The organism is Pseudomonas sp. 13B_2.1_Bac1 (assembly GCF_025466155.1).
GTDB lineage: Bacteria > Pseudomonadota > Gammaproteobacteria > Pseudomonadales > Pseudomonadaceae > Aquipseudomonas > Aquipseudomonas aylmerensis.
The window spans coordinates 1-14,605 of sequence record NZ_JANLOH010000089.1; the positions used below are offsets into that span (position 1 = coordinate 1).

13 protein-coding genes and 1 pseudogene are annotated in these 14,605 nt (G+C 61.1%); 3 read left to right on the forward strand and 11 right to left on the reverse strand.

Annotated elements, in window-relative coordinates:
• Together NTD80_RS20300 and NTD80_RS20305 are read right to left on the reverse strand one after the other, a co-directional pair.
• Positions 1-468 (reverse strand): annotated as a pseudogene (locus NTD80_RS20300) (type IV secretion protein Rhs); the annotation flags it as partial.
• Positions 469-722: 254 nt separating this feature from the next.
• Positions 723-1,337, reverse strand: coding sequence for a LysE family translocator (locus tag NTD80_RS20305; RefSeq protein ID WP_262134711.1), 615 nt, complete (start codon positions 1,335-1,337; stop codon positions 723-725).
• Positions 1,338-1,483: 146 nt separating this feature from the next.
• On the opposite strand from NTD80_RS20305, the gene NTD80_RS20310 reads away from it, so the two are divergent.
• Positions 1,484-2,569: a DUF1615 domain-containing protein gene (locus NTD80_RS20310; protein WP_065905544.1), complete on the forward strand. Its 1,086-nt coding sequence runs from the start codon at positions 1,484-1,486 to the stop codon at positions 2,567-2,569.
• Positions 2,570-3,127: 558 nt separating this feature from the next.
• Here the strand turns inward: NTD80_RS20310 and NTD80_RS20315 are convergent.
• Positions 3,128-3,946, reverse strand: a complete 819-nt coding sequence (locus NTD80_RS20315) for a DUF4349 domain-containing protein (RefSeq protein WP_262134712.1) — start codon at positions 3,944-3,946, stop codon at positions 3,128-3,130.
• A gap of 156 nt (positions 3,947-4,102) precedes the next feature.
• On the opposite strand from NTD80_RS20315, the gene NTD80_RS20320 reads away from it, so the two are divergent.
• The gene (locus tag NTD80_RS20320) at positions 4,103-4,519 is read left to right on the forward strand and encodes a PaaI family thioesterase (RefSeq protein WP_065905546.1); all 417 of its coding nucleotides are present in this window, start codon (positions 4,103-4,105) and stop codon (positions 4,517-4,519) included.
• 180 nt (positions 4,520-4,699) lie between these two features.
• Here NTD80_RS20320 and NTD80_RS20325 read toward each other — a convergent pair whose 3' ends face one another.
• From NTD80_RS20325 to NTD80_RS20335, 3 genes are read right to left on the reverse strand one after another with little or no spacing between them, the layout of a single operon-like run.
• Positions 4,700-5,881: an acetyl-CoA C-acetyltransferase gene (locus NTD80_RS20325; RefSeq protein WP_065905547.1), complete on the reverse strand. Its 1,182-nt coding sequence runs from the start codon at positions 5,879-5,881 to the stop codon at positions 4,700-4,702.
• An 11-nt stretch (positions 5,882-5,892) separates the two neighbouring features.
• The gene (locus NTD80_RS20330; protein WP_003211625.1) at positions 5,893-6,552 is read right to left on the reverse strand and encodes a CoA transferase subunit B; all 660 of its coding nucleotides are present in this window, start codon (positions 6,550-6,552) and stop codon (positions 5,893-5,895) included.
• A 35-nt stretch (positions 6,553-6,587) separates the two neighbouring features.
• The gene (locus NTD80_RS20335) at positions 6,588-7,286 is read right to left on the reverse strand and encodes a CoA transferase subunit A (RefSeq protein WP_010211319.1); all 699 of its coding nucleotides are present in this window, start codon (positions 7,284-7,286) and stop codon (positions 6,588-6,590) included.
• A 189-nt stretch (positions 7,287-7,475) separates the two neighbouring features.
• Here NTD80_RS20335 and NTD80_RS20340 point away from each other — a divergent pair, with 189 nt between their 5' ends.
• The gene (locus tag NTD80_RS20340) at positions 7,476-8,375 is read left to right on the forward strand and encodes a LysR family transcriptional regulator (RefSeq protein WP_262134713.1); all 900 of its coding nucleotides are present in this window, start codon (positions 7,476-7,478) and stop codon (positions 8,373-8,375) included.
• A gap of 143 nt (positions 8,376-8,518) precedes the next feature.
• Here the strand turns inward: NTD80_RS20340 and NTD80_RS20345 are convergent, their stop codons facing one another.
• From NTD80_RS20345 to NTD80_RS20365, 5 genes are all read right to left on the reverse strand, one after another.
• Complete coding sequence (locus NTD80_RS20345; protein ID WP_065905550.1) at positions 8,519-8,848, reverse strand: hypothetical protein; 330 nt, start codon at positions 8,846-8,848, stop codon at positions 8,519-8,521.
• A 516-nt stretch (positions 8,849-9,364) separates the two neighbouring features.
• Entirely contained in the window at positions 9,365-10,210 is an 846-nt protein-coding gene (locus tag NTD80_RS20350; protein WP_065905551.1) for an NAD-dependent protein deacetylase, read from the reverse strand.
• An 8-nt stretch (positions 10,211-10,218) separates the two neighbouring features.
• Positions 10,219-10,659, reverse strand: a complete 441-nt coding sequence (locus NTD80_RS20355; protein WP_065905552.1) for a CBS domain-containing protein — start codon at positions 10,657-10,659, stop codon at positions 10,219-10,221.
• 132 nt (positions 10,660-10,791) lie between these two features.
• Positions 10,792-12,741 carry a DNA topoisomerase III gene (locus tag NTD80_RS20360; RefSeq protein ID WP_262134714.1) on the reverse strand — a complete coding sequence of 650 codons (1,950 nt, stop codon included), beginning with the start codon at positions 12,739-12,741 and terminating at the stop codon, positions 10,792-10,794.
• Positions 12,742-12,873: 132 nt separating this feature from the next.
• Positions 12,874-14,496 (reverse strand): MFS transporter, encoded by a 1,623-nt coding sequence (locus NTD80_RS20365; protein WP_106804489.1) that lies wholly within the window; start codon positions 14,494-14,496, stop codon positions 12,874-12,876.
• Positions 14,497-14,605: the final 109 nt, after the last annotated feature.

The following is a 14,605-nucleotide window of genomic DNA, read 5'->3' on the forward strand; positions in this document are numbered from 1 at the left end:
CTCCAGTGGCCCGATGACCGACTGATAGGAGGCATACAGCGCCTTGAAATGCTCTTGGGAGACGTTGGGGAAGAAGCTGATGCGGTACTGCTGGTTACGATCGCACTCGGTAACTTCCAGAATGCCGCTGGGCCCGATGGTTTTATGGATGGGCGCCCCCAGCGGGCCGCCGTTGGGGTCGATACGCTGCAACATCACGGGCGTATTGCCGATGGGCACGAACCTCGAACTCTGGAACATGTGCACCAGCGTCAATGTGCCGTTGGCCTGGCACGCGGCGACGGTACTGCTGGGAAGGATCGAGCGGTTGATCGGCGCGACAAGCGCCACCTCACGGCCGACCTTGAATACCTGCTCGACATCCAGCGCCGAAGAGCTGAGGAAGCTTTGCGCCAAGGTTTCGTAGGAATTGAGGCAACGCCTGAAGTCGCTGAGCACGGCTTCGACGTCACGCGTCTTGGCATCCATGGCCGTCAGCAGCAGGAGGCCGATGGTTTGGCTGGTGGCGTTGATCAAGGCGCACCCACCAAAACGGCGGGGCTATCGAAAAAAAACATCTGCAATCCCTCGCACTGTGTGATCAGGCGAGGGACTTTGCAGCGGTTTTTAAGTGATATCTGTAGTGCTTATCCGGCATTGAGGTGGGGCGTTTCGCCAAACATTGTCTGCTTGCGCCCAAGCGCCCAGTGGCCGGCTGGGCGCCCCCACGATCCAGCCAGTGTTCAGCGCTGTGCGAACGCCAAATTCAACCCCAACCCTGCAAAGGCTGCTGCAAAACTGCGGCGCAGCCAATTCTGCACGCGTGGCGATTCGATGACTGCGCGGCGAAATCCATTGGCCAGCAGGCCGTAGAGCACAAACACCGCAAACGTCATCGCCATGAATACGCCGCTCAGCACCAGCATTTGCAAGGCCGGCGCGCTGCTGCCGGGGGTGACGAACTGTGGCAGGAAGGCCAGGAAGAAAATCGTCAGTTTGGGGTTGAGAATGTTCAGCAGGAAACCGCGAATGATCAGGCTGCGCAGGGTAGCAACGATGGGCGTGTCATTCATGGCGAAGGCCGAGCGGTCACGCCAGGTGGCGTAGGCCAGATACAGCAGGTAGGCCACGCCGGCGTATTTGAGTACTTCGAACGCCAGTGCGCTGGTGTGCAGCAGCGCGGAAAGCCCGAGTATGGAAGCCAGCAAGTGCGGGAGGATTCCCGCCGTGCAGCCCAGCGCAGCGAAGACGCTGGCGCGTTTGCCGGCGGTGAGGCCGGTGGAGACGGTAAAGATCACGCCGGTGCCGGGAATCAGCACGACGATCAGGCAGGTGACGAGGAAATTCAAGCTCAGCATGGCATTCAAACTCCTTGTACGAATGGTCGATGACAGATCCTGTCACGTTTGTCTTTTGCTGGCGAGTGCAGCAGGGCGGCGAACGCCGGATAGACTTACCTGTCGATATCAGCGCTAGCTGGCCCATTGTCGTTCAAGGAAGTCCCATGTCCGCATCCCGACTGATCCTGTGCCTCACCACGCTCCTGGTGCTGGCCGGTTGCTCTACAACGCGCGCCCCGCAACAGCCGCAGCGCAGCGAGGCCGAGGTGAAGGCGCAGATCGTGCGCCTGCTGCCGGCAACCGTGAAGGACCGCAACGGCTGGGCCCAAGATATCTACACGGCCTTTGATACCCAGAAGATCTACCCCAGCACGGAAAATATTTGCGCCGTGCTGGCGGTGACCGAGCAGGAGTCCACTTATCAGGTCGACCCGCCGGTGCCGAACATGGGCAAGATCGCCCAGGATGAAATCCTGCGCCGTGCCGGCAAGGTGCACGTGCCGGCCTTTGTGGTGCGCAGCGCCTTGCAACTGACTTCGCCCACCGGCAAGACCTACGCAGAACGCCTGAGTGGCGCGCGCACCGAGAAAGACCTCAGCGGCATCTTCGATGATTTCATCAGCGTGGTGCCCCTGGGCAACACGCTGTTTGGTGGCTTCAATCCAGTGCACACCGCAGGCCCCATGCAGGTGAGCATCGATTTTGCGCAGAAACAGGCGCGAGGTTATCCCTACACGGTGGATGGCACGATTCGTCGCGAAGTGTTCACCCGGCGCGGCGGCATGTACTTCGGCATCGCCCATTTGCTCGGTTATCCAGTGAATTACGATCAGCCGCTGTACCGTTTTGCCGACTTCAATGCCGGCTGGTACGCCAGTCGCAACGCCGCGTTTCAAGCGGCGGTCAGCCGTGTTACGGGCACCGAATTGACCTTGGATGGGGATTTGATTCGTTACGGCTCGTTGCTACCCGGCAGCACCGAGCTGGCGGTGCGCTCTCTCGGCGCGAAGCTGGATATGCGCAACCCCAGCATCCGCAGCCAACTTGAGCAAGGCGAGCAGTTGGATTTTGAAGACACCACCCTTTACAAGCGCGTGTTTGCCCTGGCTGATCAGGCTGCCGGCAAACCGCTGCCGCGGGCGATCCTGCCGGGCATTGTGCTCAAGAGCCCGAAGATCACCCGCAACCTGACGACGGCGTGGTTTGCCAACCGGGTCGATGAGCGCTATCAGCGCTGCATGAAGCGCTGATAGCGACCCAGTGGCAAGTGGACCTGTGGTCGGCCCTGTAGTAATCGGCCCTGTGGCGAGCGGCCGTGTGGTGAGCGGCCGTGTGGTGAGCGGGCTTGCCCCGCGTTGGGCTGCGCAGCAGCCCCAAAACAGGCACCGCGTGATAACTGAAAACCCCATGTTGCTTGATGGGGCTGCTGCGCAGCCCAACGCGGGGCAAGCCCGTTCGCCACAAGAGGCTGACTTGCAACAAGAGCCTGACTTGCCACAAGAGGCTGACTTGCAACAAGAGCCTGACCAGCCACAAGAGGCTGACTTGCCACAAGAGGCTGACTTGCAACAAGAGCCTGACCAGCCACAAGAGGCTGACTTGCAACAAGAGCCTGACCTGCAACAAGAGGCTGACCAGCCACAAGAGGCTGACTAGCCCCAAGAGGCTGACTAGCCCCAAGAGACTGACTTGCAACAAGAGGCTGACTTGCCACAAGAGGCTGACTTGCCACAAGAGGCTGACTTGCAACAAGAGCCTGACTAGCAACAAGAACCAGGCCTGCCACGACGTCCTTCTGCCACAAGCGGTCAGCTGTTCACAGAAGGTCCATCTGCCACCTTGGATCTTTTCGCCACGACCAACCGTCGCCACAGCCATACCCACAACCACAGCACAGGGAACGCCAGGACTACGAAGGGCAGCACATAACTGGCGCGTTCCAGTGCATCGGCAGTGCCGTCGACCAGGTTGTCGCCCAGGTTGCTGAACATCCGGCTGAAGCGTGACGCCTGGTTCGCGCCGTCGGAGGAGCGGAAGTTCAAGGTGACGCGGTTGGTATCGAGGCGGCGTTGCTGGCCCGCGGCGACTTGGGCCAGTGCCTGCAGTTCGTTTTCGATGCCGGCCTGCTCCTTGCTCAAGGCAATCAAGTCGCTGACGGTGATGTCCTTGCGCGTGGCTAATTCGTCGAGGCGTTGCTGCTGGGCTTGGAGGCGGTCCCGGCGGCGTTGCACATCGGCGACAGCGTCGGCCAGGTCTTCGGCAGTGGTGATACGTTGGCCGAGCTTTCCGCCTTCCGCGGCCAGGGCCACCATCGGTTCCACGCCGGTAGGCGCGATGCGCAGGATGATTACGCCGCCGTTGCCGTCTTCGGTGATTCCGAGAATATTGCAGGCGCCAAAACGAGCCGACTCACAGGCTTCGCGGGTGGCCTGCATGCGCGGTGCGAGCAGGGCGCCGGGCAGCGCCAGGGTCAACTCATGTTCATAGGCCAATTGTGCGCCGGCCCGGCCTTGCTCGCCGTTGATCACGTTGGCGCGGGAGTGATCCTTGGGCGAGCAGCCGACCAGGGCCAGGCCGGCCAGCAAGAGCCATAAAAGCGCGTGAGGTTTGCCGTCCAGATGGCGCATTGCAATTCCTTGGGGTGTGCGGGGAAATTGACCGCGATTAAAGCCGGTCTGGCGGATTAACGCAAAGCATCGCGCAGGATTTGCGTAGCTGATGGTGATGGCTGCTGCGCGGGCGCTGGCGTACACCTCAGGACTTATTCCAAGGAAGAATCCGCCATGATCAGCCACGCCGTTCCCGAAGGTTTCGTCTCGTTGCCCCGCAGCAGCCCGCTGCTGGATTTGCTGGGCCCGGCATACTGCCGAGGCGAAGGCCTGCAGCTGGAAATCGGCCTGCGGGCCGACAATCGTCACGCCAATGGACGTGGCACCGTGCACGGCGGGGTGTTGGCGACCCTGGCGGATATCGGCATGGGCTACGCGATGGCATTCTCCAGTGAGCCGCCGCTGCCGCTGATTACCGCGAGCATGACCCTGGACTACCTGGGCGCGGTGCAGGTAGGGGAGTGGATTGTGGTGCGCTTGGAACATCACAAGCGTGGACGGCAGATGGCGTTTGCCACGGTGAGTCTGCAGGTTGGGGAGAAGGTGGTGGCACGGGCGAACGCGGTGTTTGCGGTGCCCCGTACGGACTGACAACCGGGGATGATGGGGAGCGCGGGCACGTCAGCGCCTACCCTTTGCATTAAAGAAAAGGCCGGGCTTTTCGTGGAGCCCGGCCGTTTCCGTGTTGCTCTTATCAGCGGGGGCTGCCGTGCAGCTGAATGGGAGCAGCTCCCTCGCCACCGCGGGCGGTTTCCCCCGTTGTTGTTTGAATCAGCTGCGTTCGAGGGCGAGTGCTACGCCTTGGCCACCACCGATGCACAGCGTCGCCAGGCCTTTCTTGGCATCGCGCTTGATCATTTCATGCAGCAAGGTCACCAGCACGCGGCAGCCTGAGGCGCCGATCGGGTGGCCGATGGCAATGGCGCCGCCGTTGACGTTGACCTTGTCCGCGTCCCACTCCAGCTCTTTGCCCACCGCCAGCGATTGCGCGGCGAAGGCTTCGTTGGCTTCGATCAAGTCCAGGTCGCCCAGGCTCCAGCCGGCTTTGTCCAGGCAGCGGCGCGTGGCCGATACCGGGCCGATGCCCATGATCGCCGGATCGACGCCGGCATTCGCGTAGCTGGCAATGCGCGCCAGCACGGGCAGGCCGAGGGCCTTGGCTTTGTCGGCACTCATCAGCAGCACCGCAGCGGCGCCGTCGTTGAGGCTGGAGGCGTTGCCGGCAGTGACGCTGCCGTCTTTCTTGAACGCCGGCTTGAGTTTGGCCAGGGACTCGGCGGTGGTGCCGGCGCGTGGCTGCTCGTCCACGGCGAAGGCAATCGGGTCGCCTTTGCGCTGGGGAATCAGGATCGGCGTGATCTCATCGACAAAACGCCCGGCCTCGATGGCTGCCGCAGCTTTTTGCTGGGACGCGGCGGCAAAGGCATCCTGGGCTTCACGGCTGATGCCGTACTTGTCCACCAGGTTCTCGGCGGTGATGCCCATGTGGTAGTCGTTGAACGCGTCCCACAGGCCGTCGGTGATCATGCTGTCGATCATCTTGGCGTGGCCCATGCGCAAACCGGTGCGCGCGGCAGGCAATACGTACGGGGCCAGGCTCATGTTCTCCATGCCGCCGGCGATGATCACCTCGGCATCACCACAGCGGATAGCCTGGGCGCCCAAGTGCAAGGCCTTGAGGCCCGAACCGCAGACTTTGTTCAGGGTCAGGCTGGGTACGGCGTGTGGCAGGCCGGCGAGGATCGAGGCCTGGCGCGCCGGGTTCTGGCCGCTGCCTGCGGTCAGCACCTGGCCGAGAATCACTTCATCCACTTCGGCAGGATCCAGGCCGGTCTGCTCCAGCAGGCGACGGATCACGGCGGCGCCCAGTTCCGGAGCCGGGATGTTCGCAAGCGAACCTTGAAAGCTGCCCACGGCGGTGCGGGTGGCAGCAACAATCACGACGTCTTGCATGGAATCTGTCCTCACTGGAAGTGCATTTCTGGAACGTGGTCCGGGACGATCAGTTTACCGGCGGTCTTGCTCACAATCTCTTCAACGCTGACGCCAGGTGCGCGTTCCTTGAGGACAAAAGCGCCATTTTCGATTTCCAGGTACGCAAGGTCGGTCAGCACACGCTTGATGCAGTTGGCGCCGGTCAGCGGCAGGCTGCACTGGCTGAGCAACTTGGACTCACCGTCCTTGGACGCGTGGGTCATGATCACGATGATGTTTTCCGCACCGGCCACCAGGTCCATGGCGCCGCCCATGCCCTTGACCAGCTTGCCGGGGATCATCCACGAGGCGATGTTGCCTTGTACGTCGACCTCAAACGCGCCAAGCACGGTGAGGTCGACGTGGCCGCCGCGGATCATGGCGAACGATTCGGCGGAGGAGAAGATCGACGCGCCGATACGCGCGGTCACGGTTTGTTTGCCGGCGTTGATCATGTCGGCATCGATTGTTTCTTCAGTAGGAAACGGTCCCATGCCCAGCAGGCCGTTTTCCGATTGCAGCATCACTTCCATGCCTTCGGGAATGTAGTTGGCCACCAGGGTCGGAATGCCGATGCCCAGGTTGACGTAGAAACCGTCCTGCATTTCGCGGGCGACACGTTGAGCCATTTGTTCGCGGGTAAGTGCCATTTTTATGAGTCCTTATTGTTCGGGCTGGGGGCAGATTATTTGCGGACGGTGCGCTGTTCGATGCGCTTCTCGAAGGTGCCGCAGATGATCCGGTCGACGTAGATGCCAGGGGTGTGGATCTGCGCCGGGTCCAGCTCGCCCGGTTCGACGATTTCTTCCACTTCGACCACGGTGATCTTGCCGGCGGTGGCGGCCAGCGGGTTGAAGTTCTGGGCGGTGTGGCGATAGATGACGTTGCCGAAGTGGTCGGCCTTCCAGCCTTTGACGATGGCGAAGTCGCCGGTGATGGATTCTTCCATCAGGTAGGGGCGACCGTTGAATTCGCGGGTTTCCTTGCCTTCGGCAACCGGGGTGCCGACACCGGTGGCGGTGAAGAAGGCCGGGATGCCGGCGCCGCCTGCGCGCATTTTTTCGGCGAGGGTGCCTTGGGGGGTCAGCACCACTTCGATTTCGCCGCTGAGCAATTGCTTCTCGAACAGCGCGTTTTCACCGACATAGGAAGCGATGACCTTGCTGATCTGCTTTTCTTCCAGCAGCACGCCCAGGCCAAAACCATCGACGCCGCAGTTATTGGAAACCACGGTGAGGTCGCGGGTGCCTTTGCGCTTGATCTCGGCGATGAGGTTTTCCGGAATGCCGCATAGGCCAAAACCACCGGAAAGCACGGTCATGCCGTCTTCCAGGCCTGCCAGTGCTTCCTCGTAGGACGCCACGCGTTTATCGAAACCTGCCATATGCACCTCTATTATTGTTTGTGGGCCAGCCAATGAACCGAGTGTTGCGCCGACGGATTGATTTGTTAAGTTGTTTTTTTAGGTTGATTGATTTAGAAAACAGCACAATAAACTGCAGTCCGTAAGCTTCAAGCATAGTCAGCGGCCGCTTTCACTTGCAGCTTTCATCTCGTCACCTGGAACATTCCTATGACCGTCAAACAAATGCGTGCGTTTCTCGCCGTGGCCCAGACCCTGAGTTTTGCCGCCGCCTGCGAGCGGTTGCACCTCTCCCAGTCGGCGCTGAGCCTGACCATCAAGGGGTTGGAAGAAGGGCTGGGCGGGCGATTGTTCAGCCGCAATACCCGTAACGTCGCGCTGACCCCGGAAGGTGAATCCCTGCTGCCCTTGGCCCGCCGGTTGATTGCCGATTGGGACAATACCGAAGATGAATTGCGCCAACGCTTCACCCTGCAGCGCGGGCGTGTGACGGTGGCGGCGATGCCGTCGTTCGCCGGCAACCTGTTGCCGCCGATCCTGAAGATATTCCGCGCGCGTTACCCGCAGGTGAACGTGACGGTGCATGACCTGATCAACGAGCAGGTCCTGGAGATGGTGCGAGATCGGCAGGTGGAGTTGGGGGTGGCGTTCGAGCCTGCCGAAGAAACATCGCTGGCATTCACGCCGTTGTACCTGGATCGCTTCATCGCCGTGGTGCCCGCCGATTCGCCCTTGGCGCATGTGGCTGACGTCGACTGGAGAACCCTTTTGCAACACCCGTTCATTACCTTGCAGCGCCCGTCCACTGTGCGCGTGATGCTGGAAGAACACTTGGGCGCCCTGCAGATGAAACTGCCCGTGGCGTTGGAAAGCCATCAATTGGCGACCGTAGGCAAGATGGTTGCCAATGGCCTGGGGGTCAGCGCCGTGCCTGCGTTATGCGCGCGGCAGATGGAAGAGGCGGGCGCCCATTGCATTACCTTGCACGGCCCGGTAATCGAGCGGCCGATTGGGGTGCTGACCAAACCGGGGCATGAACTGTCGGCGGCGGCGCAGGTGCTGTTTGATATTTTCTGCGATGAAGCAGCGAAAGGGCGATTTCCGCTATAGCCCCTGTAGCAACCGGCTTGCCAGCGGCGGTGTAATCAACAAAGCATCGCCGGCACGCCGGTTCCCACAATTAACAAGATAACGATGGCAATAAAAAAGTCCGCTCGGCGAACCGGGCGGACTTAATGTGTTAATTAGTTTTATCAGCAGTATTTATCAATCACTTTAACCTGCGATTGGCCTTTGAGGTTCTGCCATTCGGTATTAAGTGTATGGAACACTTGCTCGATAAAGTTGCGATCGGCCGCGGCTTTCTTGCCGACATAACCCTGGCCGCGGCGGTACATCTTCAGGCGCGCCGCCAGTTCACGGTTATTACGGTCGAACTCGGCTTCTTCGGTGTGGGGCGCCAGGCAGTCAATTTGCACTTCGCCCGATTTGCCAATCCACAGGATATGGTCGTCGAGTGTGTCTTTCTGCGCTGCGAACATCTCAGCCAATTCATCGATAGTTGGTTGGTTGTTCAGATTCATGTGTAAGCCCCTTGACCAGTTGGCGATCTATCAGTTGATTCCGTTAAAACTGCTTAGTTGTCTCCGGCTTCAAAAACCGGGCGTCAGTGACGGTCTGCCGAATACGGGCAGGGTCTTGAACCTGATGCATGTAGTCTTGCTGATGAACTGCTACGCAATGGTTTCATAACGAAGACAAGCAGCGTTTGAGCTCCTTGTACCGATCCTTTCGGGCCGGTCAGCTTCATCAATCTGCCTTGTGGGCAGTGCACATCCGGAAAAAACAGCTCGGCGGTCAGACGAGCTTGTTCAAAACACGTGTTACCAACGCTCCCGATCCGGGAGACGTCTAGATCATGCAAGGACAAAAACGTTACGTCAACGGTTATGTAGTGATTTTTTTAAAGCACTACATAAATCCCTGTGAGGACGGGAGAATCCCGGAAAACGTGACTTGGGCGTCATTTTTTGGAGGGGTGGGTCGTCGATCCGAGGGGATGAAATTGGCGCGCAGCCGTGTAGGAGCTGGCATAGGGGTTATCTCAAACGATCAGCCAACAGAGGCAACAACTGCTCGCACGACGCCTCGATCTTCACCTGCAACAGCTCATCCCCACGGGTCTTGCCCAGGTTGATGGCAATCACGGGCTTGCCGTGTTCAACCATCGCCTTGCAGAGGCGAAATGCCGAATAGGCCATCAGTGACGAGCCCACTACCAGCAAGCCTTCTGCTTGCTCGACCGCCGCCATCGCCCTGGCTGCAGTTGCCGGGGCGACGTTTTCGCCAAAGAACACCACGTCCGGCTTCAGCCGTTCACCGTTGCAGTGGGGGCAGTGGGGCACCTGGAAGTGTTCTTCAAACGTCGGGTCGAGGAGGGTGTCGCCGTCTGGCGCTTGTACCGCATGCACCTGCGCAAGGTAGGGGTTATCGATTTCCATCTGCCGCTGGATCACATCGCGCGTGCTGCGCAGTTGGCAATCCAGGCACAGCACCCGGTGCAGGCTGCCGTGCAGTTCGATCACGTCATGGCTGCCGGCCTGGTCATGCAGGGTGTCGACGTTTTGCGTGATCAGCCCGCTGATGCGCTGGCGTTGCTGCAGGGTCGCCAATGCCAGGTGAGCCTTGTTCGGCTGCGCAATGCGCACCCTCGGCCAGCCCAGCATCGCCCGCGCCCAATAACGGCGTCGTGCCTGTGGGGTGGCGAGGAATTCCTGATACATCATTGGGGCCTTGCCCCGACGCACACCTTCACTGTCGCGGTAGTCGGGGATCCCCGATGAGGTGCTGATCCCCGCCCCGGTCAGTACCAGGAAACGCCGTTCGGCCATGGCCCGGTACAAGGTGTCGAGGTGGTCTTCTTGATGTTCCAGCGTGTCGAGCATGGGTTCCCCTATTCGCCGCGAATGTACTGCTCCAGCTGTTTGATCAGGTCGGCCTGTTCGGCGATGGCTTCCTTGACCAGGTCGCCGATGGACAGCAGGCCCAGCAGTTTGCCGCCTTCAACCACGGGCAGGTGACGCAGGTGACTGTCGGTCATGATGTTCATGCATTCCTCGACACTTTTGTGGGTGTCGACCGTTATCACCGGGGAACTCATGACTTCATCGACCCGTGTGGTGACCGACGACAGGCCCTTGAGGATGAGTTTGCGTGCGTAATCGCGTTCGCTGATGATCCCGACCACCGCGCCTTCCTTGACGACCGGCAAGGCGCCGACGTTTTTCTCCGACATCCGCACCAGCGCTTCAAACACGGTGTGGTCCCACTGGATAGTGTGCACGTCCTGGTTTTTCTGATCCTTGGCTTTGAGCACTTGTGCGACGGTTTTCATGGCGGCCACTCCGGTGTTGTTGTTAGGAAGTCAGCGGGTCCCCTACAGAATCCTAGACCGCCTACGCCGGAGCAAGGTCCAAAGCGGCGTTAAACCCGTCGAAAAACGTCATTCGCCGGATTTTTTCGGCGTTTACCCGGTATTAGTCGACTTTTTGCTGCGCTTGGGGGCGGCCGTAGTCTTGCGAGGCGCGCTTTTTCGTTTCTTTTTCCACGGTGTAGCACCCCGGCCTGCCGGGCTGGCTGGCCCGGTTATGGTCATGCGCATGCCGTTGCAGCGTGCCACTTGCTTGCTCATCCAGGCCGCTTGCTTGGCAACGAATTCCTCCAGGCTCATTTCACCGCTTTGCACCATGTCCAGCGCCTGTTCCCAGATCGCGGTGGTACCAGGGTCGGCAATCGCCCGTGGCACCGCATCGATCAGGCTGAACGCAGCGGGGGTGGCAGATAGCGCCTTGCCGTTTTTCAGCAGATAACCCCGGTCCAGCAACCCCTGAATGATCCCGGCGCGGGTGGCCTCGGTGCCGATCCCGGTGGTGTCCTTGAGCTTTTGCTTGAGCAGCGGGTCTTCTACCAGCTTGGCGACGTTTTTCATCGCCTTGATCAGGTCGCCTTCGGTAAAGGGCTTGGGCGGCTGGGTCCACAGGTCCTTGAGGTTGACCTTGGCCACCGCGTAGTCCTGCCCCTGCACCAGCGTTGGCAACGCCTGCGGTGCCGGTGCCTCGCGGCCTTTTGCCGGGGCCAGGGCTTCGGGCAGGGCGCGTTTCCAGCCCGGCTCGATCACCACTTTGCCCACCGCGCGTAGAGCCTGGTCGGCACAGTCAAAATCGGCCTGGGTGCGATCGTACTCATGGTTGGGCAGGAACTGCGCCAGGTAGCGTGCTCGTATCAGGGTGTAGACCGCACGGTGCTTGCCGGTCAGTTGGCCGGCATCTTTGCCCGCACCAGTGGGAATGATGCCGTGGTGCGCGCTGACCTTGGCATCGTTCCACGCCCGCGAACGGCGCTGCGGGTCGATATGCGGCATCAACGCATCCACCGCCGCATCGGCACGGCCCAGCGCGGCGAGGATCTTCGGTGCCTCGCTGTGCTGGCTGAGTGGCAGATAGCCGCAGTCGCTGCGCGGGTAGGTGATGGCCTTGTGGGTTTCGTAGAGCGATTGCGCGATATCCAGGGTTTCCTGGGCGCCGAGGCCGAGCTTTTTCGAGCAGATTTCCTGCAGGGTACCGAGGTCGAAGGGCAGGGGCGCGACCTCGCGCATGCGCTCGGTGCGCAGCTTCACCAGCCGCGCACTGGCGGCGTCGGTCATGGCGTCGGCGGCCTCGCGAGCCAATTGCGGGTTGAGGCAACGGCCCTGGTCGTCACAGGCATCTTCGGCCGCGCGCCATTGGGCGGTGAAGGTCATGCGCTCATGGCGCAGGTCGACATCGATGGCCCAGTACGCCACCGGTACGAAGTCGGCGATGCTGCGGTCGCGGTCGACCACCAGGCGCAAGGTTGGCGTTTGCACACGGCCTACCGGCAACACACCTTGATAGCCGGACTGGCGCCCCAGCAGGGTAAACAGGCGACTCATATTCATGCCGATCAGCCAGTCGGCGCGCGAACGGCCCAGGGCCGAGTGGTACAGGCTGAAGGTTTCGGCCCCGGGCTTGAGCGCCGCCAACGCCTTGCGAATCGAGGCATCGTCGAGCGCCGACAGCCACAACCGCTGGATCGGCCCGCGATAGCGGCAATGCTCCACCAGTTCGCGGGCGATCATTTCGCCCTCGCGGTCGGCGTCGGTAGCGATGACCAGTTCCTGGGCTTCCCCCAGCAGGCGCTTGACCGCCTTGAACTGGCTGGCGGTCTTGGGCTTGACCTGCATCTTCCATTTTTCCGGGACGATCGGCAGGTCAGCCAGCACCCAGCGCTTGTATTTGGCGTCGTAGGCGTCGGGCGGGGCGGTTTCCAGCAGGTGGCCGATGCACCAGGTGACTGTGACCCCGTTGCCCAGCCAGCACCCGTCGCCGCGCCGGCTGGCGCCGAGCACGGCCGCGATGTCCTTGGCCTGGGAGGGTTTTTCACAGAGGTAAAGCCGCATGCTCAGCCCATTCGTTACACAGTTGAATGGGGAGCAGGATGGGCAAAAGAAGGGATTTGATCAACTGTTATCTGGATGGATATACAGCAATTTGTGTGCGCCCCCGCCGTCAAGGACGGGGGCACGGGTCAGTCAGTTGTTATTGATGTCCACATGCCGGGTTTCCTTGAGGCAGAACAACCCGACAATCAAGCTCACGCCGGTCACTACCACCGGGTACCACAGCCCGTAGAAGATATCGCCGGTGTACACCACCAGCGCAAACGACACGGTTGGCAGGAACCCGCCAAACCAGCCGTTACCGATGTGGTAGGGCAGCGACATCGAGGTGTAGCGGATACGCGTCGGGAACAGCTCCACCATCAGCGCCGCCAGCGGGCCGTAGCACATGGCGGCAATCAGGATCAGCGCCACGATCAGCACCACCACCATTACTTTGTTGACCTGGGCAACATCCGCCGAAGTCGGGTAACCGGCCAGGGTCACGGCGCCACGCAGGGCCGCTTCGTCGTAACCGTCGATGCGCACTTCACCCACGCTCACCTGCACCGGGCTGCCCGCCGGGGCGGCGGCGCTGCTGTACGGCAGGCCCTGCTTGACCAGGAAGGTCTTGACCTTGTCGCACGGGCTGTCAAAACGCGCCTTGCCCACCGGGTCGAACTGGAAGGTGCAGGTGGCCGGGTCGGCCAAGACGGTGATCGGTGCCTGATGGCTGGCCTGGTCCATCGCCGGGTTGGTGTAGTGCGCCAGGCCTTTGAAGATCGGGAAATACAGCGCGGTGGCCAGCAGCAGGCCGAGCATCAGCACCGGCTTGCGCCCGACCTTGTCCGACAGCCAGCCAAACAGGATAAAGAACGGCGCGCCAATCACCACGCTGATGATCAGCAGCATGTTGGCCAGGGCCGGGTCCATTTTCAGGAACTGCGTGAGGAAGAACAGCACGTAGAACTGCGCGGCGTAGAAGGTCACGGCTTGGCCGCCGTTGATGCTGAACAGCGCAATCAGCACCACCTTGAGGTTTTCCCACTTGCCGAAGGATTCGCGGATCGGCGACTTGCTGGCCTTGCCTTCCTCTTTCATCTTCAGGAATGCCGGCGACTCGTGCAGGCTCATGCGGATCCAGGTCGAAATGCCCAGCAGCACGATGGAGAACAGGAACGGAATCCGCCAGCCCCAGACTTCAAACTGATCGCCGGTGAAGTAGCGGCACGCCAGCACTACCAGCAGCGACAGCAGCAGGCCGAGGGTGGCGGTGGACTGGATCCAGCTGGTGTGCAGGCCGCGTTTGCCGGCGGGCGCGTGCTCGGCCACGTAGGTGGCTGCGCCGCCGTACTCGCCGCCCAGGGCCAGGCCTTGCAACATGCGCAACACGATCAGGATGACCGGTGCCGCGATGCCGATGCTCGCATACGTCGGCAACAGGCCGACGCAGAAGGTCGCCACGCCCATCAGGATGATGGTGACCAGAAAGGTGTATTTGCGTCCGATCATGTCGCCCAGGCGGCCGAACACCAGCGCGCCGAACGGGCGCACCACGAAGCCGGCGGCAAAGGCCATCAAGGCAAAGATAAACGCGGTGGTGTCGTTGACCCCGGCAAAGAACTGCTTGCTGATCACCGCCGCCAGGGCGCCATAGAGGAAAAAGTCATACCACTCGAACACCGTCCCGAGGGACGAAGCGAAGATGACTTTTCTTGAATCGTTGCCGGCACTCGCGGTAATCGCCGAGCCCAGGGGTTGAGCATGTTCTGACATCGGGTAGCCCTCACAGTGATTATTTATTGTTGTTCCACTGTCGGCGCCAACCTTGGCGCCGGTTGTCCTTCCTGCCGGTGTCCGGCCGGGCGATGGCGTAAAGCCAGAT